General features: G+C 38.4%; 21 protein-coding genes. 13 read left to right on the top strand and 8 right to left on the bottom strand.

The annotated features are described in order from the left end of the window. Positions 1-7: 7 nt before the first annotated feature. The 5 genes from JEP40_RS01090 to JEP40_RS01070 form a co-directional block, all read right to left on the bottom strand. Positions 8-340, bottom strand: a complete 333-nt coding sequence (locus tag JEP40_RS01090) for a cytochrome o ubiquinol oxidase subunit IV (RefSeq protein WP_036932891.1) — start codon at positions 338-340, stop codon at positions 8-10. Further along, entirely contained in the window at positions 340-951 is a 612-nt protein-coding gene (locus JEP40_RS01085; protein WP_072069390.1) for a cytochrome o ubiquinol oxidase subunit III, read from the bottom strand. The genes JEP40_RS01090 and JEP40_RS01085 overlap by 1 nt, the downstream gene beginning before the upstream one ends. Further along, positions 951-2933: a cytochrome o ubiquinol oxidase subunit I gene (gene cyoB / locus JEP40_RS01080; protein ID WP_198622073.1), complete on the bottom strand. Its 1983-nt coding sequence runs from the start codon at positions 2931-2933 to the stop codon at positions 951-953. Before cyoB ends, JEP40_RS01085 begins: the two co-directional genes overlap by 1 nt. 4 nt (positions 2934-2937) lie before the next feature. Next, complete coding sequence (cyoA, locus tag JEP40_RS01075) at positions 2938-3888, bottom strand: cytochrome o ubiquinol oxidase subunit II (RefSeq protein ID WP_198622072.1); 951 nt, start codon at positions 3886-3888, stop codon at positions 2938-2940. Positions 3889-4382: 494 nt separating this feature from the next. Continuing rightward, a complete protein-coding gene (locus JEP40_RS01070; protein ID WP_198622071.1) occupies positions 4383-5144 on the bottom strand; it encodes an outer membrane protein OmpK in 762 nt (253 codons plus the stop codon). 368 nt (positions 5145-5512) lie between these two features. Here JEP40_RS01070 and dbpA point away from each other — a divergent pair, with 368 nt between their 5' ends. Continuing rightward, a complete protein-coding gene (gene dbpA / locus JEP40_RS01065; RefSeq protein WP_198622070.1) occupies positions 5513-6886 on the top strand; it encodes an ATP-dependent RNA helicase DbpA in 1374 nt (457 codons plus the stop codon). Positions 6887-6995: 109 nt separating this feature from the next. Here dbpA and ampG read toward each other — a convergent pair whose 3' ends face one another. Together ampG and JEP40_RS01055 are read right to left on the bottom strand one after the other, a co-directional pair. Further along, entirely contained in the window at positions 6996-8516 is a 1521-nt protein-coding gene (gene ampG / locus JEP40_RS01060) for a muropeptide MFS transporter AmpG (RefSeq protein ID WP_198622069.1), read from the bottom strand. Between the two features lie 55 nt (positions 8517-8571). Next, positions 8572-9150: a YajG family lipoprotein gene (locus JEP40_RS01055; protein WP_198622068.1), complete on the bottom strand. Its 579-nt coding sequence runs from the start codon at positions 9148-9150 to the stop codon at positions 8572-8574. 339 nt (positions 9151-9489) lie between these two features. On the opposite strand from JEP40_RS01055, the gene bolA reads away from it, so the two are divergent. The 9 genes from bolA to JEP40_RS01010 all read left to right on the top strand — a co-directional run bounded on the left by bolA (position 9490) and on the right by JEP40_RS01010 (position 20492). Then, a complete protein-coding gene (bolA, locus tag JEP40_RS01050) occupies positions 9490-9804 on the top strand; it encodes a transcriptional regulator BolA (protein ID WP_198622067.1) in 315 nt (104 codons plus the stop codon). A 321-nt stretch (positions 9805-10125) separates the two neighbouring features. Further along, positions 10126-11430, top strand: a complete 1305-nt coding sequence (tig, locus tag JEP40_RS01045; protein ID WP_198622066.1) for a trigger factor — start codon at positions 10126-10128, stop codon at positions 11428-11430. Between the two features lie 257 nt (positions 11431-11687). Next, positions 11688-12311, top strand: coding sequence for an ATP-dependent Clp endopeptidase proteolytic subunit ClpP (gene clpP / locus JEP40_RS01040; protein ID WP_004245088.1), 624 nt, complete (start codon positions 11688-11690; stop codon positions 12309-12311). Positions 12312-12455: 144 nt separating this feature from the next. Continuing rightward, positions 12456-13727: an ATP-dependent protease ATP-binding subunit ClpX gene (gene clpX / locus JEP40_RS01035; RefSeq protein ID WP_036932880.1), complete on the top strand. Its 1272-nt coding sequence runs from the start codon at positions 12456-12458 to the stop codon at positions 13725-13727. 260 nt (positions 13728-13987) lie between these two features. Then, on the top strand, positions 13988-16348 hold the full coding sequence (gene lon / locus JEP40_RS01030; protein WP_109407980.1) for an endopeptidase La: 2361 nt from the start codon (positions 13988-13990) through the stop codon (positions 16346-16348). A gap of 214 nt (positions 16349-16562) precedes the next feature. After that, positions 16563-16838 carry a nucleoid-associated protein HU-beta gene (gene hupB, locus JEP40_RS01025; RefSeq protein ID WP_036911695.1) on the top strand — a complete coding sequence of 92 codons (276 nt, stop codon included), beginning with the start codon at positions 16563-16565 and terminating at the stop codon, positions 16836-16838. Positions 16839-17302: 464 nt separating this feature from the next. Beyond that, entirely contained in the window at positions 17303-19180 is a 1878-nt protein-coding gene (gene ppiD / locus JEP40_RS01020) for a peptidylprolyl isomerase (protein ID WP_198622065.1), read from the top strand. A 294-nt stretch (positions 19181-19474) separates the two neighbouring features. After that, positions 19475-19840 carry a ComEA family DNA-binding protein gene (locus tag JEP40_RS01015; protein ID WP_420094334.1) on the top strand — a complete coding sequence of 122 codons (366 nt, stop codon included), beginning with the start codon at positions 19475-19477 and terminating at the stop codon, positions 19838-19840. A 247-nt stretch (positions 19841-20087) separates the two neighbouring features. Continuing rightward, complete coding sequence (locus JEP40_RS01010) at positions 20088-20492, top strand: acyl-CoA thioesterase (RefSeq protein ID WP_198622063.1); 405 nt, start codon at positions 20088-20090, stop codon at positions 20490-20492. Positions 20493-20640: 148 nt separating this feature from the next. Here JEP40_RS01010 and queC read toward each other — a convergent pair whose 3' ends face one another. Continuing rightward, entirely contained in the window at positions 20641-21339 is a 699-nt protein-coding gene (gene queC, locus JEP40_RS01005; protein ID WP_198622062.1) for a 7-cyano-7-deazaguanine synthase QueC, read from the bottom strand. Between the two features lie 158 nt (positions 21340-21497). Here queC and JEP40_RS01000 point away from each other — a divergent pair, with 158 nt between their 5' ends. From JEP40_RS01000 to JEP40_RS00990, 3 genes are read left to right on the top strand one after another with little or no spacing between them, the layout of a single operon-like run. Further along, a complete protein-coding gene (locus tag JEP40_RS01000; RefSeq protein ID WP_036911686.1) occupies positions 21498-21959 on the top strand; it encodes an Lrp/AsnC family transcriptional regulator in 462 nt (153 codons plus the stop codon). Between the two features lie 55 nt (positions 21960-22014). Continuing rightward, complete coding sequence (locus tag JEP40_RS00995) at positions 22015-23760, top strand: SmdA family multidrug ABC transporter permease/ATP-binding protein (protein ID WP_198622061.1); 1746 nt, start codon at positions 22015-22017, stop codon at positions 23758-23760. Beyond that, positions 23747-25534: a SmdB family multidrug efflux ABC transporter permease/ATP-binding protein gene (locus tag JEP40_RS00990; RefSeq protein WP_198622060.1), complete on the top strand. Its 1788-nt coding sequence runs from the start codon at positions 23747-23749 to the stop codon at positions 25532-25534. Before JEP40_RS00995 ends, JEP40_RS00990 begins: the two co-directional genes overlap by 14 nt. The last annotated feature ends 213 nt before the right edge of the window (positions 25535-25747 follow it).

Here is a 25747-nt window from a genome sequence, read left to right as displayed (position 1 = left end):
ACAACTCTTAATCCATCATCATATTGATGTTCAGGTTGTACATAATCCACAACGAGCCTACGACAACAATGCCGATAATAAGCAGTGTGAACAGGAATGCAACGACGTTCCAGCGCTCTTCTGATGACGTATTCATATGTAAGAAGCAGACTAAATGAACAATAATCTGCACAACTGCCATACCGACAACGGTCCATAGAATAGTTGCTGGTGTCGCGGTTCCTTCCATTACCATCCAAAATGGAATAACGGTGAGGATAACAGACAGAATAAAGCCAATCAGGTAAGACTTCATGCTGCCATGGCTTGCGCCTGAAGGAGAAGTATTTGGATGACTCATTACATCGCTCCCATCAGATAAACTACGGTGAACACACAAATCCAGACAACGTCAAGGAAGTGCCAGAACAGACTTAAACAGCTTAAACGAGTACGGTTAACTTCTGTTAAACCACGACGTGATACTTGGATCATTAAGATCACAATCCAAATCAAACCTGCTGTTACGTGAAGACCATGCGTTGAAACTAATGCAAAGAATGCAGATAAGAATGCACTGCGATCTGGGCCATAACCTTCTGCAATCAATTCATGGAATTCGTAAACTTCCATGATGACGAACCCTAAGCCGAATAAGAAAGTGACAAATAACCATAGATTAACTTGGCTAACACTGCCTTTATTCATGCTCAGCATAGCGAAACCAAAAGTGATACTACTAAATAGTAGTAAGAAGGTTTCAACTAAAACAAAAGGTAAGCTAAAAATTTCTTTACCAGAAGGGCCATCAGCAATCCCGTTAACAAGCACCGCATAAGTGGCGAATAAGCTGGCAAACAGGATAAGGTCGCTCATTAGGTAGATCCAGAAGCCGAAAACTTTCGTCGCTCCTGCATCGTGGTGCCCATGATGCTCATGGGCGTTTGTGTTATTTACAGTTTGAGTAGACATTATTTCACACCTGCTTTTTTCAGTTCTTCATAATGCTTATTCTCGAGAGCTTCAATTTCAGGTACTTGGACATAGTAATCCACATCTGTATCAAAGCTTTTCACGATCCAAGTGACAATCATGCCAGCGAAACCAACGATAGCTAACCACCAGATATGCCAGATCATGGCAAAACCAAGGACTAAACTGAATGCCGAAATAATCACACCTGCACCCGTATTTTTAGGCATATGGATTGGTTCGTATTTGGTTGGACGCTGATAAGCGGTACCTTTTTCTTTCTGATCCCACCATTCATCACGAGTTTGGACATTTGGTTCAACAGCGAAGTTGTAGAATGGTGCTGGTGAAGAAATTGACCACTCAAGAGTACGTCCACCCCATGGATCGCCCGTTAAATCACGGTTTTGATCACGGTCACGAATACTCACGTAAATTTGAATAACTTGGCAAGCGATACCGATAGCAATCAGTGCTGCTCCCCCTGCTGCAACTAGCAACATTGGGTTAAATTCTGGATTGATATTTTGGCTTAAACGACGAGTCATGCCCATAAAGCCAAGAATATACAGTGGCATAAAGGCCATAAAGAAGCCGATAAACCAGAACCAGAATGCACGAATACCCCATTTTTCATTCAATGTGAAACCAAATGCTTTAGGGAACCAGTAAGTCATACCTGCGAAACAGCCGAATACCACACCACCGATGATAACGTTATGGAAGTGAGCAATTAAGAATAAGCTGTTATGTAAAACAAAGTTAGCACCCGGAACTGCCAACAGAACCCCGGTCATCCCTCCTACAGAGAAGGTAATTAAGAAACCGATAGTCCATAGCATTGGGCTTTTGTACTCGATACGGCCTTGATACATCGTAAACAGCCAGTTAAAGATCTTAACCCCTGTCGGTATGGCGATGATCATGGTGGCGATACCAAAGAAGGCGTTTACGTTAGCCCCTGAGCCCATAGTAAAGAAGTGGTGTAACCAAACGATAAATGACAATACGGTAATAACAACAGTTGCACCGACTAATGAGGTGTAACCAAATAACCGTTTTTTAGAGAACGTTGCCGTGACTTCAGAGAACACACCAAATACAGGCAGAACAAGAATATAAACTTCTGGATGACCCCAAGCCCATACGAGATTGATGTACATCATCATGTTACCGCCCATATCATTGGTAAAGAAGTGCGTACCAAGATAACGGTCTAATGTTAACAATGTAATCGTAACGGTTAAAATTGGGAATGCTGCGATAATCAGGACGTTAGTACATAAAGCGGCCCAAGAGAATACAGGCATTTTCATCATGCTCATACCTGGCGCACGCATACGCAAGATAGTCGCGAAGAAGTTAACCCCTGTTAGAAGTGTACCAATACCCGATATCTGTAAACTCCATATCCAGTAATCGACCCCGACCCCAGGGTTATACTCTAAGCCTGAAAGTGGCGGATATGCTAACCAACCTGTTTGTGCAAATTCACCAATACCTAAAGAAAGGTTGATAAGTACCACACCAACGACAAAGAACCAGAAGCTTAGTGAGTTTAGGAAAGGGAAGGCCACATCACGAGCGCCAATTTGTAAAGGCACAACGAGGTTCATCAGACCCACAACGAAAGGGGTTGCCATGAAGAAAATCATGATAACACCGTGTGCGGTAAAAATCTGATCATAGTGATGAGGAGGTAAGAAGCCCGCTTCACCTGCTGAAGCTAGCGCTTGTTGGCTTCTCATCATAATGGCATCGGCAAAACCACGGAACATCATGACCATTGCAACGATGATATACATAATACCAATTTTTTTATGGTCAACACTGGTTAACCATTCGCTCCATAACCACTTCCATTTACGAAAATAAGTTAGTGCGCCAACAACAGCAAGTCCGCCCAGAACGATACCGAGTAAAGTTACTACGATAATAGGTTCATGTAACGGGACTGCATCAAGAGTTAATTTTCCGAACATGCCTTTATTCCTCTGCTCCTGCATGCGCCGCATGGCTCATGTTCATATTCATTGTTGCATCAGCATGTACTGTCTGATTGCTACTTGTGTGAGCACCATGACCAGTGTGACCAAATTTAGAAATGGTCTCTTGGAATAACATTGGTTTCACGCTTGAATAGTAGGTCACTGGATTTTTCTGGCTTGGTTTAGCAAGTTCATTAAATGCAGCGGTAGTATTTAACGTATCTGATGATTGTTTTACTTTCTCAACCCATGCATCAAAACCAGCACGATCAGGCGTTGCTATTGCGGTAAATTTCATATCCGAGAAACCATGTCCGCTATAACTTGCTGACATACCTGGATATTCACCTGGCTCATTAGCGATTAGGTGAAGTTTGGTCTGCATTCCTGCCATCGCATAGATTTGACCACCTAAGCGAGGGATAAAGAATGAGTTCATGACTGAGTCAGACGTGATTTTGAAATTAACAGGCACATTAGCAGGGAAAGCCAATTCATTGACCGTCGCAATACCTTGTTCTGGATAGATAAATAACCATTTCCAATCCATTGAAACAACTTCAATGGTGACTGGTTTTTCTGAGGACTCTAAAGGTTTGTAAGGATCAAGCTCATGGGTTGTTTTCCATGTGATGCTTGCCAAAATCACAATAATGATAATTGGCACCGTCCAAACAACGAGTTCAATTTTATTTGAGTGAGCCCAGTTTGGGCGGTAAGTGGCTTTTGTATTGGATTCGCGGTAACGATAAGCGAAAACAATCACCATCAGTATTACCGGTATCACAACAATCAACATTAAACCAAGTGCAATAAGGATTAATGTTTTTTGCTCAGCGCCGATAGCGCCTTTGGGATCCATTAACGCCATGTCGCAACCACTTAATAAAAGCGTGGCTACTAATAGCGAGAGTGTCCCAATACTTTTTATGTATTTCATAAGTCTCATCCAACGACCTAAATGACAAAGGTTCTATTGTTGTTTCATCAGTATCAGTAAGGACATTTTACGGTAAGGTTGCGAAAGTGTAAACAATTGTAATGGTAAGTGAGTGGTTGGTTGTTCTTTTGTGTTAATGTGATCACAAGTAATTAAATTATTAAATAATTGTTAATTTAATAATTGGATATTAACGATAATTTCATAAAGTATCATATTTCTAAAATAAATACATATTTTTACAAATAAAAATGTAATAAAAAATGTAAGAAAACGTATTTTGATTAAAAAGTGACAACGATGAGGTCTGAGGAGAATTTATGAGATAAATTCTTCTTATTCTAATGTTTAATGTCTTAATTTGTCTTCTGTGTAATTTTTAATGTTGATAATAGATCATTTGTTGAATGTTTGTATTCAATGAGGATTTTTTCATTAAATAAGAAAAAAAGATTACAGCGGATAAAAATCGATCCGCTGTAATAAAAATTAACAATTTGTTATCAGAAGTTATATTTCAAGCTATATACAATGCCGTCTTGTAGAAAACTTTCTCCTAGCTTTTTATAAGCATAACGATATTGAATTCCTGTAGTAATAGATGTGGTCGGATGCCACCAAATGGCTAAAGCACCATTAATGCCATTTTTACCTCCATTGCCATAACGTTTGTGTCGCTGAAATTCCATCTCATGCCAGTTTGTTAGGCTAAATTTTTGATTTTTTATATTAAAATCATATCCAGCAACCCAACCCGCCACATAACCGTTGTTACCTGAATATTTAGATTGATCGACATAATGAAGGGCAATAAAAGGTTTAAACCATAAATTAGCAATTTGTGTGTTATAGCCAAAGCCGTAAAGTGTATTCACTTCATGGAAGTTACCACCATATTTTTTACCGGGGAGTGACCATGTACCATAAACATGCCCATACAAATTAAAGTTACTTTTGCCTAAATAAATACGAGCAGTACTTTTAATGGTATAGCGCTGATTATCTCCCGGATGAGTTTCTCTTTTATTAAAGGGATTCTCTAAATCGAAAAAGCCATAAAACTCCCCCCATGAAAAATTGGCAGCACCTTCAAGTTCTAAATAGGTAAAATCATCTTTATGTGAAGTTTTGCCTGTTTTGTGTGTTGTATGTGTCGTCCAATCCAAGTAGTTAATACTTGTGCTGGCGAATCCCCCTAAATAACTTGCTTGAGAAGATAAAGAGAATGTTGTTGCGATGACAAACAAAAATGGTTTTTTGATCATAAGTTATCTCTATGGTTTATGGCTTATTATGATTGCGGTGAATGTTTAGCTTTTCTTTTTTATTAGAATTATAAACTATAAAGATCCATTTTATAGAAATTTAAATTTTAAATAAGATCTGTTTCTAGAATTTTGATATTAGTTTAAAAAATAGGAAGTTTTGTATATTTTTATTTATTCTTTCAAGTTAATAGTCAAAATAAAAAAAGAAATTTTTGATAAGAAGAGGAAATTTAAGGAGATAATGATAGAAAATGGCGCTTAGATTAAAAAGTAATATGAACAGTGCAAAAATACCTCACGACACAAGAATAAAGGGATAGTATCATTAGCTCATATTTGCTTTTACTTTACTTGGAACTTTCATTGTGACCTCATTTGCTGAACTTAACGCCCTTCCTGCAGAACAACTCGCTAACCTTAATGAACTCGGGTATTTAACTATGACTCCAGTTCAAGAAGCCGCTTTACCCGCTATTCTTGCAGGAAAAGACGTCCGTGCTCAGGCAAAAACAGGGAGTGGTAAAACAGCTGCTTTTGGTTTGGGTGTATTGCAACATATTGATGCAAAACAATTTAATACCCAATCATTAATTTTATGCCCAACGAGAGAGCTTGCCGATCAGGTTGCAAATGAATTACGTCGTCTTGCTCGTTATTTGCCTAATATTAAAGTATTAACTCTATGTGGCGGAGTTCCCTTTAGTATTCAACGTGACTCATTAATTCACGCTGCACATATTATTGTGGCAACACCGGGTAGGTTACTTGATCACCTGAAAAAAGAGACAGTCAATTTAGATGATATAAAAACGTTAGTGCTTGATGAAGCTGACAGAATGCTGGATATGGGATTTTTTGATGATATCAATGATATTATTTCTCGTATGCCAATGGTTCGCCAAACCCTGCTTTTTTCCGCAACATGGCCAAATGAAATCGCTGCAATCAGCCGTAAAATACAGCAAAACCCTATCACTATCGAAATAAATTCAGTTGATGAGCTCCCAGCTGTTGAACAGCAATTTTATGAAATATCTCGTCATGGCAAGATAGGATTACTGCAAAAACTGTTAAGCCGTGAACAACCTGCTTCCTGTGTGGTGTTCTGCAACACAAAAAGAGATTGCCAAGATGTGTATGAAACACTGACAGAAAGCAATCAAAGTGTGCTTGCTTTACATGGCGATATGGAACAAAGAGAACGGGATCAAACTTTAATTCGTTTTTCGAATGGGAGTTGTCGTGTGTTAGTTGCAACGGATGTTGCGGCTCGCGGGCTTGATATTAAAGCGTTAGAAATGGTGATCAATTACGAATTATCATGGGATCCTGAAGTGCATGTTCACCGTATTGGGCGTACAGCAAGGGCGGGCGAGAGTGGGTTAGCTATTAGTTTTTGCGCTCCTGAAGAAATTCAACGAGCTAATGCTCTAGAAGAAATGCTTCATATGAAGATAAATTGGTTACCTGTTCCTACAGGTCTGCAAATTACGCCACTTGAAGCAACGATGGCAACATTATGTATCGATGGTGGTAAAAAAGCCAAGATGCGTCCAGGTGATATTTTAGGCGCATTAACGGGAGATATGGGCTTTAATGGTGCTGATATTGGCAAAATTATGATTAATCAGACTCATGCTTATGTTGCGGTAAAACAATCAATTGCTAAGCAAGCTTGGAAACAGTTACAACAAGGTAAAATTAAAGGTAAATCGGTCAAAGTCAGACTATTTAGATAATTTAAATAATCAGTAACTGTTTTTACTAATACTAAAATTAATATAAACATAAAGAAAAAGGACAGCTTAAACTGTCCTTTTTTCGTTAACCGCCCAAAATATAACGAATTTAACGTGTTGTTATTTTGAGTGCTAAATAATCTAATATTGTGCCTACAACGAGGCTTATTGCACCAACAATCACACCATATAAAAATAGTGATGAAGCCCAATGGCCTAATAATTCAGTATCTATTGACTGAATAAAATCAATGGAGTGGAACATTTCTAAACCTGGTAATGAATTGGTAATAACCAGAATTAAACTACAAATGAAGAAGAGAACGGCTAGCACTAAACCATAGAGAGCAAAACGGTATTGTTTAATAAATTGTGTTCTTCTAAGAAATTCGCCCGTTTTTTGCGTATATATAAGCGTATTTTTTGAAATCATTAGCAAAATAAGGCCAGGAACTGAAGCCACGATAGAGAAAAGATAAAACGCTTCCCAACCATGACTTTCGACATACCAACCTGCAATTGGGCCAACATAAACACGACCAATAGCAGATAAAGCGGAAAGAAGTGCGAATTGTGTTGCTGAAAAAGAAAGATGACAAAGTGTCATTAAAAGTGCAACGAATGCAGCTGTACCCATACCTCCACAGATATTCTCAAAAGCAACCACGGCACCCATGCTATAAATGCTTTGTTCTGAAATAGCGAGATACCAATAGCCAATATTTGAACCACCTTGCAATATTCCAAAAATCATCAGAGCTTTAAATAAGCTCCAACGACGCATCAATAAGCCGCCTAATAAGGCACCAAGAATTGTGGCAGCAAGTCCTAATGTTTTGTTGACTAGACCCACTTCTCCAGCATCAAAGCCGGCACCACGAATAAGGAATGTGGTACTTAAACTCAGTGCAAAAGCATCCCCCATTTTATATAGAACAATGAGGAGTAAAATAAGCCAAGCATTATTACGAGAGAAGAACTCAGCTAAGGGTTCAATTACTGCTTCATAGAGTGTACGAGGGGGTTTTACCGCTGTTTCTGGCTCTTGGGCGAGTAGGGTGGCGATAATACCAATCCCCATTAAGGCAGCCATTAACCAGTACATGTTTTGCCAGCCAATATATTTATCAGCAAGCCAAAGTGCCATACCACCAGAAACAAGCATTGCAATGCGATAACCTAATACAGAAACGGCCGCTCCAGTGCCACGTTCATCGGCTTTTAAAATATCTGTTTTATAAGCGTCGAAGACAATATCTTGTGAAGCTGAACAAAAAGCGACAATGACGGCCAAAGAAGCAAGCCACCATAAATGATCATTAGGGTTTAAAAAACCCATTCCTGCAATACCGACAACCAACCCTATTTGGGTAAGTAGCATCCATCCTCGACGGCGTCCAAGAAAAGAAGGGGTATAGCGATCCATAAAGGGTGACCAGAGGAATTTAAATACATAAGCTTGTCCCACCAATGAGAAGAAACCAATGGTTTTTAAATCAATGTTTTCTACTGTCATCCATGCTTGTAATGTACCCGCGGTTAATGCAAGTGGTAATCCAGAAGTAAAGCCAAGTAACAGTAAAATAAATGATTTGTACCAAGTGGTTTGTTTGAAGGCGGGCTGAACCATGCAAGAATTCCTTTCAACGACCTGTCTAAGATAACAGGTCGTTTATTCTAATAAATTAACGGGCGTTAGATTTGATAAATTGACTGACTGAAGCGTCTTTTGCCATATCACTAACAAGTTCACTTAAGACATTATTAATTGCAGCCTCAATTTTCTCATTGCTTGCACCAAATGGTCCCTGAACATTGTAGCTAGTACGGAATGTTTTGGTGTTAGAGCTGCCACTTGGCAAGGTGACAATTACTGAGATATCTGCTTTCGCACTGATATTATGGCGAACACTTCCTTCACCTACGTCAGCGTTGAGTTTATTGATAACAATGATCACATCAGCGCTAGCAGGAGAACCTACCATAAAACCACGAGCTGTCATTTGTTTTTGCAATACTTCTTGCATTAAAAATGCAATATCACGAGTTGGAACAAGCACCTCCAGTTTTCCATTACGGTTAATTTCCGCTAGATTTTTGGATGTACGTTTATCTTGGCTTGAAATATTCAGTGATATTGGGCGCATAGTAGGATCGGCCGCAGGAACTGACATTACAGGCTCAATAGAGAGTTTGTTACTAGGAGTTGCACAACCTGAAAGCAGTGTTAATGCAAAAACAGCACAGAGTAAATTTTTAATCATGAGGTAATCTCGGTTAAATATGTCTGTTGTGTTAACAAGTAGAATAGGCTTCAAACTTTAGCCTATCATATCACTGCTAATAGGTTGCTAATATCCCTTTAACGAACGAAATTATCTGATTTTATCAATTGATTTTATTTCAAATTAACTTCATTTTTGCTCATTGATTTGACAATATTTGGTCAATGATTTTACTCAAGATGAAAAATAAGCGATTATCATCAGCAAAATAAAAAAGAATGAGCTCATCATTTTGTATTGATAAAGACTTAATCAATATAATCTGGTTGACTTATTTTTTGTTCGCCATGGTATAAAGGCAGAGTATTAGGGGCAGAGATGATCCGTGATAATATTGAGAATAAGCTGATTTCACGCTTTTCACCGCATTTTTTACAAGTAATAAACGAAAGCCATCGCCATAATGTGCCTGAAGGCTCTGAAAGCCACTTTAAAGTCATTATTATTAGTGATGAATTTAATGACAAACGCAGTGTTTCACGCCATCGTGATGTATATCAAACCTTAGCTCATGAAATGGAAAATGGTGTTCATGCTCTCGCATTGCACACTTTTACGTTGAGTGAATGGAATGAACAACAGGATAAGGCATTACGTTCTCCTGGATGTCGCGGTGGAAGCCAAGAAGATTAACGATCTTATCGTTAATCGTGAATAAATAGATCTTAAGATGCGTATTTTTTGTTCTTTATAGAGGGAAAAAGAGGCGACTTACTCGATTTTATGAAAAAATTGAGGAATAAAACGGCTCTTTCTCGACTCAACCCCTCTAGATCGTTATAATGTCGCGTCTAATTTTCAGTAAGGTTTCGGGATGCTTCTGATATCAGGGATCCTCGTTTTTTTAAATGTGGCGGCCCCGGTTCTGAAAGGAAAATAAATCTAAATATGTCAATGTCATATTAGTTTCTTTTAAAGTAGACCGAGCACTAAAACTTATTTTGAGGTAACAAGATGCAAGTTTCTGTTGAAACGACTCAAGGCCTAGGGCGTCGTGTCACAATCACCGTACCAGCCGCCGATATCCAAACTGCTGTAGACAGTGAACTGAAAAAAGCTGCTAAAACTGTTCGCATTGATGGTTTCCGTAAAGGTCACGTTCCAATGTCTATGGTTAAACAGCGTTACGGTATGTCTGTACTAAATGATGTTCTTGGTGATTTAATGTCGCGTAATTTCATTAACGCAATCATCGAAAACAAAGTAAACCCAGTTGGCGCGCCTGACTACAAACCAGAGCAATACAAAGAAGGTGAAGACTTTGTTTACTCTGTGGAATTCGAAGTTTTCCCAGAAATCGAACTGAAAGATCTGGAAAGCATTGAAGTTGTAAAACCCGTTGTCACAGTTAAAGACGAAGACGTTGATAACATGTTAGAAACACTGCGTAAGCAACAAGCAGAGTGGAAAGACAAAGACGGCGAAGTTGCAGCAGAAGATCGCGTGACTGTTGATTTCAACGGTTCTATTGACGGTGAAGAGTTCGAAGGCGGAAAAGCTGAAGATTTCGTACTGGCAATGGGTCAAGGTCGTATGATCCCAGGTTTTGAAGAAGGCGTTATCGGTCATAAAGCTGGCGAAGAATTCACAATTGATGTGACTTTCCCAGAAGATTATCACGCTGAAAACCTGAAGGGTAAAAAAGCACAATTCGCTATCAACCTGAAAAAAGTTGAAGAGCGTGAACTGCCAGAATTAACTGAAGAGTTCATCAAGCGTTTTGGTATTGCTGATGGTTCTGTTGATGGTTTACGTGCAGAAGTACGTAAAAATATGGAACGTGAACTAAAAAATGCAATCCGTACTCGTGTTAAAACACAAGTTATTGATGGCTTAGTTAAAGCAAACGAAGTTGACGTACCTGCAGCCGCTGTAGACAGCGAAATTGAAGTTCTGCAACGTCAAGCTGCTCAACGCTTTGGTGGCGACGAGAAACAAGCTCTGCAATTACCACGTGAACTGTTCGAAGAACAAGCTAAACGTCGTGTAATCGTTGGATTACTGTTAGGTGAAGTGATCAATAGTAATGAACTGAAAGCAGAAGATGAGCGTGTTAATACACTGATCGACGAAATGGCTTCAGCTTACGAAGATCCATCAGAAGTTGTTGAGTTCTACAACAAGAACGAAGAACTGATGAATAACATCCGTAATCTTGCATTAGAAGAGCAAGCGGTAGAAAAAATCTTAGCAAATGCTAAAGTAACTGAAAAAGAGACTAACTTCACTGAACTGATGAACGAAGTTCAAATGGGTTGATTCTTAACCGCGAATATCGGTTTTAAGCAAAAACCCGTGGTTTTTACCACGGGTTTTTTTCAGTTTGTATATATTTATCAAAATTAGCCTTGAAATCTGAGCGATTATCTCCAGATAATTCTATATTCTCTTTATCACTCCTCGCGAGGCGCCTTGAATGTCTTGTGAGAGATTAGATCATTAGAAATGGTCATGATCAATTATCTCAAGTAAAATTGTTGTCATTGGCACCAATAAGAATGCAATAGGAGACAGACATGTCATTTAACGACACACAGGAACAATTCGCACCTAATATGGCTCTGGTGCCGATGGTTATAGAGCAAACTTCGCGAGGAGAGCGTTCTTACGACATTTATTCACGTTTATTAAAAGAACGTATCATTTTCCTGACTGGCCAAGTTGAAGATCACATGGCTAATCTGATCGTCGCTCAAATGCTATTTTTAGAAGCAGAAAACCCAGAAAAAGACATCAATCTATATATTAACTCACCAGGTGGTGTAATTACTGCGGGTATGTCTATTTATGACACCATGCAGTATATCAAAGCAGATGTCAGCACAATTTGTATGGGACAAGCGTGTTCAATGGGCGCTTTCTTATTATCAGCTGGTGCAAAGGGTAAACGTATTTGCTTACCTAACTCTCGTGTGATGATCCACCAACCATTAGGTGGCTACCAAGGTCAGGCAACAGATATTCAAATTCATGCGCAAGAAATTTTGAAAGTAAAATCGCGTATGAATGAATTAATGGCTCAGCATACGGGTAAATCTATTGAAGAAATAGAAAGAGACACTGAGCGTGATCGTTTCTTATCCGCTAACGAAGCGTTAGAATACGGATTAGTGGATAAAGTCTATACACAACGTAGTTAATTACAGAATGTTGTAATAGCAAATGAATTAATAGATTTTCTTTGTTAGCCTTTAACCCAACGGAAATGGCTAGCAATATCTATGTAAAAAAGTCTTTCTTCTTCTTATAAATTGATAAGAAGAATAACTAAGTGAGGTTGACTGATGACAGATAAGCGCAAAGATAGCTCAGGGAAGCTTCTGTATTGCTCTTTCTGCGGTAAAAGCCAGCATGAAGTAAAGAAATTGATTGCTGGTCCGTCGGTTTATATCTGTGATGAATGTGTTGATCTTTGTGTCGATATCATTCGTGAAGAAATAAAAGAACTGGCGCCTCATCATGAACGCAGTGAATTGCCGACGCCACATGAAATTCGTAAGCACCTTGATGACTATGTTATCGGTCAAGAATTGGCTAAAAAAGTTCTGGCTGTTGCCGTTTATAATCACTATAAACGCCTGCGTAATGGCGATAAAGCCAATGGTGTTGAGCTAGGAAAAAGTAATATTTTGCTGATTGGACCTACTGGTAGTGGTAAAACACTATTAGCAGAAACATTAGCACGCTACCTTGATGTACCTTTTACTATGGCAGATGCCACAACGCTGACAGAAGCGGGTTATGTGGGTGAAGATGTTGAAAACATTATTCAAAAACTGCTACAAAAATGCGATTACGATGTGCAAAAAGCACAACGTGGTATTGTTTATATTGATGAAATTGACAAGATCACTCGTAAATCTGAAAACCCATCAATTACACGCGACGTGTCTGGTGAAGGTGTACAGCAAGCATTATTGAAACTAGTTGAAGGAACGGTAGCTTCGGTTCCTCCACAAGGTGGACGTAAGCACCCACAACAAGAGTTTTTGCAGGTTGATACCTCTAAAATCCTCTTTATTTGTGGTGGTGCATTTGCTGGCCTTGATAAAGTTGTTGCACAACGTTTAAATACACACTCTGGTATTGGTTTTGGTGCAGAAGTCAAAAGCCAAAAAGAAAAAGCCAGCGAAGGTGAGTTATTAGCCCAAGTCGAACCAGAAGATCTGATTAAATTTGGACTTATTCCCGAATTTATTGGACGTTTACCTGTTGTTGCGACATTAGGTGAGTTAAACGAAGATGCACTGATCCAAATCTTACAAGAACCTAAAAATGCGCTGACAAAACAATATCAGGCATTATTTAAGTTAGAAGGTGTGGATTTAGAATTCCGTAAAGAAGCGCTGACTGCAATCGCGAAAAAAGCCATGGTACGAAAAACAGGTGCTCGTGGTTTACGCTCAATTGTTGAAGCTGCATTACTTGATACGATGTATGACCTTCCTTCATTTGAAAATGCAGAGAAAGTTGTTATTGATGAAGGTGTCATCAATGGAAAATCTGAGCCGTTGATTATTTATAGTCAACCAGAAAACCAAGCATCAGGTGAATAATGCATCGTAATTTGGCAATGTCTCTTATCTGACATTATCTGTAATTCTCTCCTAAATAGACGAGAAATTTAAGATAAAGCGTGCCAACGCAATAAAAATGAGGGAATTTTCCCTCATTTTGTTTTTTTAATGGGTAAGGCTATTGAATGTCAGAAAAGTGCCCTTATATATTTTGACAATCCGTGGAATTAATTTTATTTGGTGACATGCGAATAAAATTACCTGTAAAAGCGTTAAGCTAAAAACGAAGAGAGAGCTCTATGAATCCTGAGCGTCCAGAATGTATTGAAATACCTGTATTGCCACTACGTGATGTTGTTGTATATCCGCATATGGTAATCCCGTTGTTCGTTGGTCGTGAAAAATCAATTCATTGCTTAGAAGCGGCGATGAACGACAACAAACAAATTATGCTGGTTGCGCAGAAAGATGCATCTACTGACGAACCAGGTGTTAATGATCTTTTTTCTGTTGGTACAGTAGCGTCTGTTTTACAGATGCTAAAATTGCCTGATGGAACAGTAAAAGTCCTTGTTGAAGGTATTCGTCGTGCCAAAATTACGATGTTATCTGACAATGGTGAGTACTTTCAGGCAAAAGCAGAATACCTTGAAACGCCAGCTGTTGATGAGCGTGAACAAGAAGTCTTAAATCGTACAACGATTAATCAGTTTGAAGGTTATATCAAGCTGAATAAAAAAATTCCGCCAGAAGTATTGGCCTCATTACACGCTATCGAAGAATCAGCCAAATTAGCAGATACCATTGCTTCTCATATGCCGCTGAAACTGAAAGATAAGCAAGCTGTACTTGAAATGTCTGATGTGACTGAACGCCTAGAGTACTTAATGGCGATGATGGAATCAGAAATCGATCTGTTACAAGTCGAAAAACGCATTCGTAACCGCGTTAAAAAGCAGATGGAAAAAAGTCAGCGAGAGTATTATCTCAATGAACAAATGAAAGCGATTCAAAAAGAGTTAGGTGAGATGGATGATGCACCTGATGAAATGGAATCGCTAAAACGTAAAATCGACGCTGCAAAAATGCCAAAAGAGGCAAAAGAAAAGACAGAAGCGGAACTTCAGAAATTGAAAATGATGTCGCCAATGTCAGCAGAAGCTACGGTTGTACGTAGCTATATCGATTGGATGGTTCAAGTTCCTTGGAATAGCCGTAGCAAAGTTAAAAAAGACTTAGTGAAAGCGCAAGAAGTGCTTGATACTGACCATTATGGTTTAGAACGTGTTAAAGAGCGTATCCTTGAATATCTCGCGGTACAGTCTCGTGTTAGCAAAATTAAAGGGCCAATTCTGTGCTTGGTTGGGCCTCCAGGTGTGGGTAAAACCTCACTGGGGCAATCTATTGCTAAAGCGACAGGTCGTAAATATGTTCGTATGGCGTTAGGTGGTGTACGTGATGAAGCTGAGATCCGTGGACATCGTCGTACTTACATTGGTTCTATGCCAGGTAAATTAATTCAGAAAATGGCAAAAGTTGGTGTGAAAAACCCACTTTTCCTATTAGATGAAATTGACAAGATGTCATCAGACATGCGAGGCGATCCGGCATCTGCACTGCTAGAGGTGTTAGATCCAGAACAGAATATCGCATTTAACGACCATTATTTGGAAGTTGATTACGATCTGTCTGATGTTATGTTTGTGGCGACATCTAACTCCATGAATATACCGGCACCTCTGTTAGATCGTATGGAAGTTATTCGTTTATCGGGTTATACCGAAGATGAAAAGCTAAACATTGCTAAACAGCACTTGTTACCAAAACAGATTGAACGTAATGCATTAAAGCCAAGTGAGCTGACAATCCATGACAGCGCCATTATGGGCATTATTCGTTATTACACTCGTGAAGCGGGTGTACGTAGTTTAGAACGTGAAATTTCTAAATTATGCCGTAAAGCAGTGAAACAACTGCTGATGGATAGCACAATCAAACATATTGAGATTAACGAAGATAATCTCAAAGACTATTTAGGTGTTCGTAAAGTGGACTACGGTCGTGCTGATACAGAAAACCGAGTAGGCATGGTAACAGGACTTGCATGGACAGAAGTCGGTGGTGATCTACTGACAATTGAAACAGCGAGTGTACCAGGTAAAGGCAAACTAACATTCACTGGTTCGTTAGGTGAGGTTATGCAAGAGTCTATCCAAGCGGCAATGACGGTTGTTCGTGCCCGTGCGGATAAACTGGGTATCAATAGCGATTTCTATGAAAAACGTGATATGCACGTACACGTTCCTGAAGGTGCAACACCAAAAGATGGTCCAAGTGCGGGTATCGCAATGTGTACTGCATTGGTATCAAGCCTAACAGGTAACCCTGTTCGTTCTGATGTTGCTATGACGGGTGAAATTACGTTACGCGGACAAGTATTGCCAATTGGCGGACTGAAAGAAAAGTTACTTGCTGCACATCGTGGTGGAATTAAGACAGTTCTTATCCCAGATGAAAATAAACGTGATTTAGAAGAAATTCCTGAAAATATTGTTGCTGACCTGGATATTCACCCGGTGAAAACAATTGAGGAAGTTTTATCGTTAGCCCTACAAAATTCACCGTTTGGCATGGAAATTGTGACTGATAAATCGCACTAAAAAGTGATGCTAGTCATAAATTATAGCTAAAAAAAAGGCTGGATAAGTAATAAAAGCTTGCCAGCCTTTTTTTGTGTCGCTAATTTAATGGGGATTTTAATTAATAATGCTGTTTTATCGGTCTTGCTATATCTAAAAAGGCTTGATATAACGACGTTTGCAAAATTTACCATTAATGGTGAAAAATAACGCATAAAATTATGGGGATGAAAGCGTGAATAAAACTCAACTGATCGACAAAATTGCTGCAAATGCAGATATCTCAAAAGCGGCAGCAGGTCGTGTTGTAGATGCTCTGGTTGCTTCTATCACTGAATCTTTACAAAAAGGTGATGATGTAGCATTAGTAGGTTTCGGTACTTTTACTGTGCGTGATCGTGCAGCTCGTACTGGCCGTAACCCACAAACTGGTAAAGAAATTCAAATTGAAGCTGCAAAAGTTCCTGCATTCCGTGCGGGTAAAGGCTTAAAAGACGCAGTTAATCAATAATAGTTGAACGAACTTTCTGCCAAAAAGTTATTAATTTAACGCTATGGATAAACAGAAAACGACTCAATTAAAAAATGAAGCGCATCTTTTTGAGATGCGCTTTTCTTTTTTTAGGTGTTAAATCACGATTAAACCTTGAATTCTCTGGCGATAAGACGTGAAACTAAAGTAGTCATTTGATAGAATGTCGCGTTGTTCTATAACTGAAATAGACAACAATGAATGATTCAGTGGTTAGTCAAATCAATGAATCAAATAATGCTGTTTAGTTTTTTCAGTGATAGAAAGTGCGTGTTTAAGACTGCACATTGAATACGGGACTGGCTGTTTTTAATGATTGTCGCGTGTCGCGATATTTTGATATTAAGCCAGCATGGGCATATTATCTTTTCGCTGTGCTCAAAATAGTCGTGTAACACTCATAAAAATAATTTTTATTTCACCAAACGGAGCCTCGTCTCGTTATGATGGACAACATTCGTTCAACTGCTAATAATCCATTTATCAAGATATTATTAGCTGTGATCATCCTCTCTTTCGTCCTAACTGGTGTGGGCGGATATCTCTTTAGTTCTGGCGTTAATGATGCTGCTGAAGTTAACGGATATAAAATTAGCCGTTCTCAATTAGAGCAAGCTTACCAGCAACGTCGTGCTCAGTTACAACAAGATATGGGTGAAAACTTTGCTGCTCTTGCCTCATCTGAAGAAGGCCAGAAACTGATCCGCCAACAATCACTTGATTTACTTATTAATCAAGCATTACTTGATCAATTTGCACAAAATCTTGGTATTTCAGCGGGCGACCAACAAATTAGAGATGCAATTTTTGCGCTTCCTTACTTTCAAACTGATGGCAAATTTGACAATAAAAAATACGTCGATTTATTGAAAGGCAATAATATTGATGCAGATGCGTTTGCAGAAGGGATCCGCCAAAATCTTATCAATCAGCAATTAAGATTCTCTATCCAAGGCACTGATTTTGCCTTAGACAGCGAAGTTAAAGAATTTGCGGGACTGATGCTGCAAAGTCGTAATGTACGCTTAGCGTCATTAGATATTCAGCCATTCCTTGAAAAAGAAACGGCATCAGATGACGAAGTGAAGGCGTTCTATGAACAAAATAACCAAATGTTTATCGCGCCAGAGCAATTTAAAGTGAGTTATATCCAATTAAATGCTCAAAAAGATCTTAATAGTATTAATATTACTGATGATGAAGCAAAAGCGTATTACGATAGCAACATCGATGAATTTACTGTCGCAGGACAGAAACAATACAGCATCTTAGTTTTAGCTGATGAAGCTGCTGCTAAAGTAGCAGAAGAAGAACTGAAAAAAGGTGCTGACTTTGTTACGTTAGTCAAAGAAAAATCAGTTGATGCTTTCTCTGCAAAACAGAATGGTTCTTTAGGTTGGATAACTATCGGACAAGAATTACCAGAACTGGCTAATGCAAGTTTGACAGAAAAAGGCCAGCTTTCTGCGCCTGTTAAAATCAGTAATGGTTACGCAATTTTCCGTCTTGATGATATTAAACAATCTGTCGTAAAACCGTTTGACGAAGTAAAAACAGATTTACTCGCAAAAATGCGCGAAAACAAGGCTATTGATGATTTCTTTGCATTACAACAACGTGTGAGTCAGGCTGCTTCTAATGATAACGACACATTAGCACCTGCTGCTAAAGCGGGTAATGTGACAGTTGTTGATACAGATTGGTTTGATGAAAATACCGTACCAGCACCATTAAATAATGAAAAACTAACCCAATTAATTTTTGGTGGCTCATTAGTTGATGAGAATGGCCCTACGGGCATGAACTCAGATATGGTGACATTAGGTAATGATAGTGCATTTGTGGTGCGTGTAGAGGGTTATAAGCCTTCTGCAAGCCTACCGTTAGATAAAGTGCGTGATCAAGTTGTTATGCTGGTCAAACAGCAAAAAGCATCGCAAGCAATGAATACACAAGCGCAGAAAATTTTGGCTGCGTTAAAAGAAGGCAAAGGTGATGAAGCACTAAAAGCAGCTAACCTTTCTTTTGGTGATGTGGAAAGTATTGTTCATTCCTCTGCGACAGATACAGTTCAAACCGCTATTTTTGCTATGCCTAAACCTGCTGACGGTAAAAAAGAATATGGTATGACTAATGTGCCGGGTACTAAGGTTGTCTTTATTCAATTAGATAGCGTGACAGATGGCAAACCAACATCAGAGCAATTAGAGTTTATGGCTAACCTCTATCGTGCACAGATGGGTGAAGAAGCCTTACAACTGATTTTACGTGACTTAAAAGACAACGCTAAAATTGAGATCTTCGACAAAGATTATCAATAAATTATCTTTAATTCTTCATAAAAACCCAGCTTAGGCTGGGTTTTTTTATAGGTATCAAATATTGATATGGAGTATTGATATCTATTTTTTCTTAAAAAAGAATATTTGAGAACAATCCCTATAATTTTGTTGTAACGCAGCCTTTGTTCATTTTATTTTTCTTATTATCTCGACATTTTATTTTTATGTAATTGCAGTATTATCAATACGTTGTCATTATTTTCTTGCATTCAGAAAACACTGTTTGCTATTGAATTTAAAATTATTTTATAAAAGGAAATTATGATTATGACGATGGATAAAAAAGCGTTATCAGGATTTATGGCTTCAATCTGCCTTGCTTTAGGACTAGGACTTTCACCGCTTTCTTACGCAGAAGAAACACCTGTTTCAACTCCCTCGATTTCTATTGAAACGAGCACATCTGTTGATAAAGAAGCGAAAGAAGTAAAAGCAAATGTAGAGGGTAAAGTTGATTTAAATACAGCGACGGTTGATGAGTTAATGGGACTTAAAGGCATTGGTAAAGCGAAGGCTCAAGCTATTATTGATTACCGTGAACAATTGGGTCGATTTACCTCTATTGAACAACTTGAAAAAGTATTTGGTATAGGGATGAAATTAGTCGAACAAAATCGTGATTTTATCGTCATAAACTAATGTGCTAACTTGCATTTTATAGTGTATGTAGCACGTTTACCGAAAAGATAAATATTGTTTTAATAACTCGTGTTTCTCTTTTTAATAAGAGAAACACGTTTCCATTGAATTGATTCGCTAAATGGAGTGAATGATAAAAGAGCTAAATTGAGACATAACTAAATTTATTTTTTGACTATATTTACTGTATCGCAAAGAAACGTTATCAAAAAATCTCACTATAATAATCAAGAGGTAATGGATTGATATGAGTACATTAATTAAAGTTTATGGTTTTCATTTAGATGTTTTTGAACATGTAAATAATGCACGTTACCTTGAGTTTTTAGAACAAGCCCGATGGGATTGGATTGAACAACATTTAGATTTTGCTTGGTTTAAGCGCAATGGATTGGCGTTAGTGGTCGCTAATATCAATATTAATTATCGCTTACCTGCAAGTCTTGGTGATGAATTAATTATTGACTGTGAAGTTGCTGAAGTTGGAATTAAAAGTGGCGTACTGTCTCAAAAAATAGTCAGAAAAAAAGATGGTGCGCTTATCTCTGATGCATTAATCACTTTTGTTCTTGTAGACATTAATACCAAAAAAGCACTGACCTTAACGGAGCAGTTAAGAGAAAAACTAGAGTATGTACGTCAGTCATCATAATACACAGAGAGTTTGTATTACAAATAATGTGATACAGTCAAGATGAGTTAACTTAACGTAATTTAAGGCAGTGATAATGCATGTATGGTTATCACTGCTTAAGCCAATAAGTTGCAGTGATAACGATAAGTGGGCGATATGAGAATAATTATTTTAGTCCAACTTTCTGTTTCATTGTCTGCATAATTTGCGTTTTGTCAGCTAAATAAGTAGTTAATCCGCGCTGTCTTAAATGGCAAGCAGCACATTCGCCACAACCATCACCTTGAATACCGTTATAGCAAGTTAAGGTTTTATGACGAACAAAGTCCAATTTTTGGTAATAATCTGCTAATGCCCAAGTTTCAGCTTTATCTAGCCACATTAATGGAGTGATGAATTTAATATCACGCGCAATACCTAAATTAACTGCATGATTTAATGCTTTGACAAATTCATCACGACAATCAGGATAGCCAGAAAAATCCGTCTCACAAACTCCCGTAATGACACTTTCAGCCCCAATTTGGTAAGCGTAAATGGCGGCTAAGGTGAGAAAAAGAATATTTCTACCCGGTACAAAGGTACTTGGAATGTCACTTTCTTCACTTTCTTTGAAATCAGGAACAGGTATATTGTCGCGAGTTAAGCTACTGATAGCGAGTTCATTGAGTAAATTTACATCCAAAACTTTATGCGCAGTAGCTCCCAGTAATTGACTTACTTTTTGTGCTACCTCAATTTCTTCTTTATGACGTTGCCCATAATTAAATGTAATGCAATGTACTTCATCGTACTTTTCTTTTGCTTGAATAAGGCATGTTGTCGAATCTTGTCCACCGCTAAAGACAACGACCGTTTTTTTCATCGGAATACTCCTGAAAATTGAATTTACATAAGGATTAGTACGCATAAAAGTACATATATTATGACAATTTATTACCGATTTATCATTAGATGATTACTCTTATAGTAAGGGGCAGGTTATCATTATTTTTTGTAGGGGCATATTTTGAAGGAGTATCTATGTTAGATAAGATTGACCGTAAATTATTAGCGCTATTACAGGAAGATTCAAGCCTCTCACTGAATACTTTGGCTGAGGCTGTTAACCTAACCTCAACACCTTGCTGGAAACGATTGAAACGACTTGAGGATGAAGGGTATATTCGTAAGCGAGTTGCCCTACTTGATAGCGAAAAAATTGGGCTAGGTCTAACAGTTATTGTTATGATTAGAACACAGCAACATAATAGCGAATGGTACGAACAGTTTGTTTCATTTGTTAAGCAAATGCCAGAAGTACTGACATTCTATCGAATGGCGGGTGAGTGTGATTATCTAATGCATGTTGAAGTAGTGGACATGAAAAGTTACGACTTGTTTTATAAGCGTATGGTAAATGGTGTACCAGGCCTTATTGACGTGACTTCTAACTTCGCAATGGAAAAAATTAAATACACAACGGCAATGCCGATACCTGAATAAGGTTCATCTTTACCAACTGGCACTTTTATTTTTGTATAACCTTAGGATTTAAGGCGTGGCTCTATTTTCACAGCTCAGTTGGTATTTCCTCAGTGAATGGCGTCGTTATGTCGGTGCTATTTTCTTATTGATGGTTATCGCAGTATTACAGGTGATCCCTCCTAAAATTGTAGGGATCATTGTGGATGGTGTTGATAACCATAGTCTGTCGTTTAGCCAAGTAATGAATTGGGTTGGCGTGATGGTGTTAATTGCCCTCGCGGTTTATCTTTTGCGTTATTTTTGGCGGCTTTGGTTATTTGGTGCCTCTTATCAATTAGCCGTAAAACTGCGAATGCAGATTTACCAACAGCTTAATCAGCAATCCTCTTCTTTCTATCACCGCTATCGTACTGGCGATCTGATCGCTCGTACCACGAATGATGTTGATAAAGTCGTTTTTGCGGCCGGAGAAGGGGTTCTAACTTTAGTTGATTCAATGGTGATGGGACTTGCTGTACTTGTGATGATGAGCATCCAATTAAGCTGGGAACTAACACTAATTTCACTATTACCTATGCCACTAATGGCCATTTTAATTAAACGTTATGGTGATAAGTTACATAGTCGTTTTAAAACTGCGCAGGCACTTTTTTCTTCACTGAATAATCAAGCTCAAGAAAGCCTTAGCAGTATTCGCATGATCAAATCATTCGGGCTTGAACAACAGCATGCTTCCCGTTTCGATGATGTTGCAAAAGAAACTGGGCGCCAAAATATGCGTGTCGCGAGAATTGATGCTTTGTTTGATCCCACTATTTTTATGGCGATCGGTTTTGCTAATTTACTCGCAGTTGCTGGAGGGAGCTATCTGGTACTCAATGGCAAAATGACATTAGGTGAATTAACCAGTTTTGTTATGTATTTAGGACAAATGATTTGGCCTATGTTGGCGCTAGCATGGATGTTTAATATTGTTGAACGTGGTAGTGCTGCCTACAGTCGAATTAATAGTTTATTGAATGAAAAACTCGATATGATTGATGGTGATTTATCACCGAAACAAGGTCGAGGGGTATTATCCGTTAATATCGACCGCTTTCAGTATCCTGAACAAACAACAGATGTGCTTAAAAATATTCATTTCACCTTATCTCCCGGTGACATGTTGGGAATTTGCGGAATGACAGGAAGTGGAAAAAGTACACTACTTACCGTTATCCAACGACTTTACGATGTGACTGAGGGTGAAATTTGTTTTCAATCCGTACCTATTTATCAATTAAAACTTGATGAATGGCGAGCGCGTTTAGCTGTAGTTAATCAAACACCTTTTTTATTTTCAGATACCATTGCAGGAAATATTGCATTAGGACGTCCTAATGCAACTAAAGACGAAATTGAAGCAGTAGCTAAACTGGCAAATATTCATGACGATATTCTGCGTTTACCTGAAGGGTATCAAACACAGGTAGGTGAAAAAGGCGTGATGTTATCTGGCGGGCAAAAACAGCGTATTTCTATTGCACGAGCGCTACTCTTAGATGCGGAAATTTTATTATTAGATGACGCATTATCTGCAGTTGATGGACAAACTGAATATCAAATTTTACAAAATTTGTCACAATGGCGAAAAGATAGAACGTTGATTATCAGTGCGCATCGTTTATCTGCTTTGGTTGGTGCCACTAATATTCTAGTGCTAAAACAAGGTGAAATTGTAGAACAAGGTACACATCAACAATTGATTTCAATACCTGGTTGGTATCAAGATATGTACCATTATCAGCAATTAGAGGCCGCGCTGGATGACGATGAGTAAAAATAAATCCGTTAAAGCGCTATTTCCTGCATTAAAGCGTCTTTTAACTTATGGTAAGACCTATCGCAAACCTATGACATGGGGCGTTATTATGTTGTGGATAGCCGCAGTTGCAGAGGTGGGAGGCCCATTAATTGTTGGTTATTTCATTGATGAGAAAGTGGCTACAAATAATGTTGAATTAACATCCTCATTAGGTTTGGCATTGGTGTTTATTCTTTTACAAATAATTGCCGCGACACTTCATTATTATCAGGCGATTGTGTTTAATCATGCGGCTGTTGGAGTTGTGCAACAATTACGTACAGATGTGATGAGCGCTGCACTGAAACAGCCATTAAGTGCTTTTGATAATCAACCCGTAGGCCAATTAATTTCTCGTGTAACGAATGATACCGAAACAATTAAAGATTTATTTGTTAACGTTTTACCGACATTGTTCCGAGCCATTGCATTGGTGGTTGTTATGTTAATTGCCATGTTCTTATTAGAGTGGCAAATGGCACTGGTGGCGATGACTATCTTTCCTGCTGTTATTGGTGTGATGATGCTTTATCAGCGACTCAGTACACCAATAGTCCGTAATGTGCGCCATTTTCTTGCCAATATTAATGATGGTTTCCATGAAGTTATCAATGGAATGTCTGTGATCCAGCAATTTAGGCAACAAGCTCGATTTGGTCAAAGAATGTCTGATGATAGTTGGCAGCATTATCAAGCCCGCATGAAAGCATTAAAACTCGATGGACTGTTATTACGTCCTTTGTTAAGTATGCTCTCTGCGTTGGTTTTGTGTGGCTTATTGATGCTATTTGGCTATCAAGGCAGTACGGTTATCGGTGTTGGGGTGATTTATGCGTTTATTAGCTATTTGGGGCGATTAAATGAACCGTTAATCACATTGACATCGCAACAGTCTATTTTGCAACAAGCGGTTGTTTCAGGTGAGCGTGTTTTTGAATTGATGGATGCACCTTTGCAACATTACGGCTCATCATCACATATCATTACTCAAGGTAATATTGATGTTAATTCCCTATGGTTTGCCTATCGTGATGAACAATGGGTATTAAAAGATATCAACTTAGCTATTCCTGCTCGTCATTTTGTGGCATTTGTTGGCCATACAGGGAGCGGTAAAAGTACGTTAGCAAGTCTGTTGATGGGAAATTATCCTTGGCAAAGAGGGCGTATTTACTTAGACGGGCAACCTTTAGAGGATTATTCTCATTATGCGTTGCGTAGTGGTATTGCAATGGTACAGCAAGATCCCGTTTTATTATCAGGTTCGTTGTATGACAACATTACATTAGGGAGAGAATGTGATGAGTCACATTTATGGCAAGTGTTAGAAACAGTACAACTTGATCAATGGGTTAAAGCATTACCAGAAGGATTACAAACAGAACTTGGCGAACAAGGTAGTCGATTATCTGCGGGGCAAAAACAGTTACTTGCGTTAGCTCGAGTATTATTAATACCACCTCGTATTCTTATTCTTGATGAAGCAACAGCAAATATTGATTCAGGAACAGAGCAAGCTATACAGAAGGCATTAAAAGTAGTAAGAGAGAAAACAACCCTTATTGTTATTGCTCATCGACTTTCTACAATTATTGAAGCCAATGAAATTGTAGTGCTTCATCGTGGTGCAATTGTTGAGCAGGGTGATCATGCGAAATTACTCTCTCAAAAAGGACGATACTATAATATGTACCAATTACAGCAGGTTAGAGAGTCTTTACAAGAACAAGATCCTGCTAAAGTAGAATAATTGACTAAAAATTAACATCTGATTTTTTTAGAGGGCACATAATTTAATGTGCCCTTTTTTATTTCCCAACTATCTCGCTTTTATCAAAATAGTAGGCTTATGTTTGCACCAATGCGGTGAGTTTATTGGTTTTATTTTTTAATAATTTAAATTTTTATTTAAATATCAATATATTAAAAAATGGCATGTCTTTTGCTTTATAAGCGTTGTTCT

This window comes from Proteus vulgaris (assembly GCF_016239305.1).
GTDB lineage: Bacteria > Pseudomonadota > Gammaproteobacteria > Enterobacterales > Enterobacteriaceae > Proteus > Proteus vulgaris_C.
This window is presented reverse-complemented; position numbering and strand designations above follow the sequence as displayed.

Bases quoted from the DNA above. Each gene is read 5' to 3' on its own strand.
- JEP40_RS01090 (WP_036932891.1), bottom strand. From the start codon at position 340: ATGAGTCATCCAAATACTTCTCCTTCAGGCGCAAGCCATGGCAGCATG.
- JEP40_RS01085 (WP_072069390.1), bottom strand. From the start codon at position 951: ATGTCTACTCAAACTGTAAATAACACAAACGCCCATGAGCATCATGGG.
- cyoB (WP_198622073.1), bottom strand. From the start codon at position 2,933: ATGTTCGGAAAATTAACTCTTGATGCAGTCCCGTTACATGAACCTATT.
- cyoA (WP_198622072.1), bottom strand. From the start codon at position 3,888: ATGAGACTTATGAAATACATAAAAAGTATTGGGACACTCTCGCTATTA.
- JEP40_RS01070 (WP_198622071.1), bottom strand. From the start codon at position 5,144: ATGATCAAAAAACCATTTTTGTTTGTCATCGCAACAACATTCTCTTTA.
- ampG (WP_198622069.1), bottom strand. From the start codon at position 8,516: ATGGTTCAGCCCGCCTTCAAACAAACCACTTGGTACAAATCATTTATT.
- JEP40_RS01055 (WP_198622068.1), bottom strand. From the start codon at position 9,150: ATGATTAAAAATTTACTCTGTGCTGTTTTTGCATTAACACTGCTTTCA.
- bolA (WP_198622067.1), top strand. From the start codon at position 9,490: ATGATCCGTGATAATATTGAGAATAAGCTGATTTCACGCTTTTCACCG.
- tig (WP_198622066.1), top strand. From the start codon at position 10,126: ATGCAAGTTTCTGTTGAAACGACTCAAGGCCTAGGGCGTCGTGTCACA.
- clpP (WP_004245088.1), top strand. From the start codon at position 11,688: ATGTCATTTAACGACACACAGGAACAATTCGCACCTAATATGGCTCTG.
- clpX (WP_036932880.1), top strand. From the start codon at position 12,456: ATGACAGATAAGCGCAAAGATAGCTCAGGGAAGCTTCTGTATTGCTCT.
- lon (WP_109407980.1), top strand. From the start codon at position 13,988: ATGAATCCTGAGCGTCCAGAATGTATTGAAATACCTGTATTGCCACTA.
- ppiD (WP_198622065.1), top strand. From the start codon at position 17,303: ATGATGGACAACATTCGTTCAACTGCTAATAATCCATTTATCAAGATA.
- JEP40_RS01015 (WP_420094334.1), top strand. From the start codon at position 19,475: ATGGATAAAAAAGCGTTATCAGGATTTATGGCTTCAATCTGCCTTGCT.
- JEP40_RS01010 (WP_198622063.1), top strand. From the start codon at position 20,088: ATGAGTACATTAATTAAAGTTTATGGTTTTCATTTAGATGTTTTTGAA.
- queC (WP_198622062.1), bottom strand. From the start codon at position 21,339: ATGAAAAAAACGGTCGTTGTCTTTAGCGGTGGACAAGATTCGACAACA.
- JEP40_RS01000 (WP_036911686.1), top strand. From the start codon at position 21,498: ATGTTAGATAAGATTGACCGTAAATTATTAGCGCTATTACAGGAAGAT.
- JEP40_RS00990 (WP_198622060.1), top strand. From the start codon at position 23,747: ATGACGATGAGTAAAAATAAATCCGTTAAAGCGCTATTTCCTGCATTA.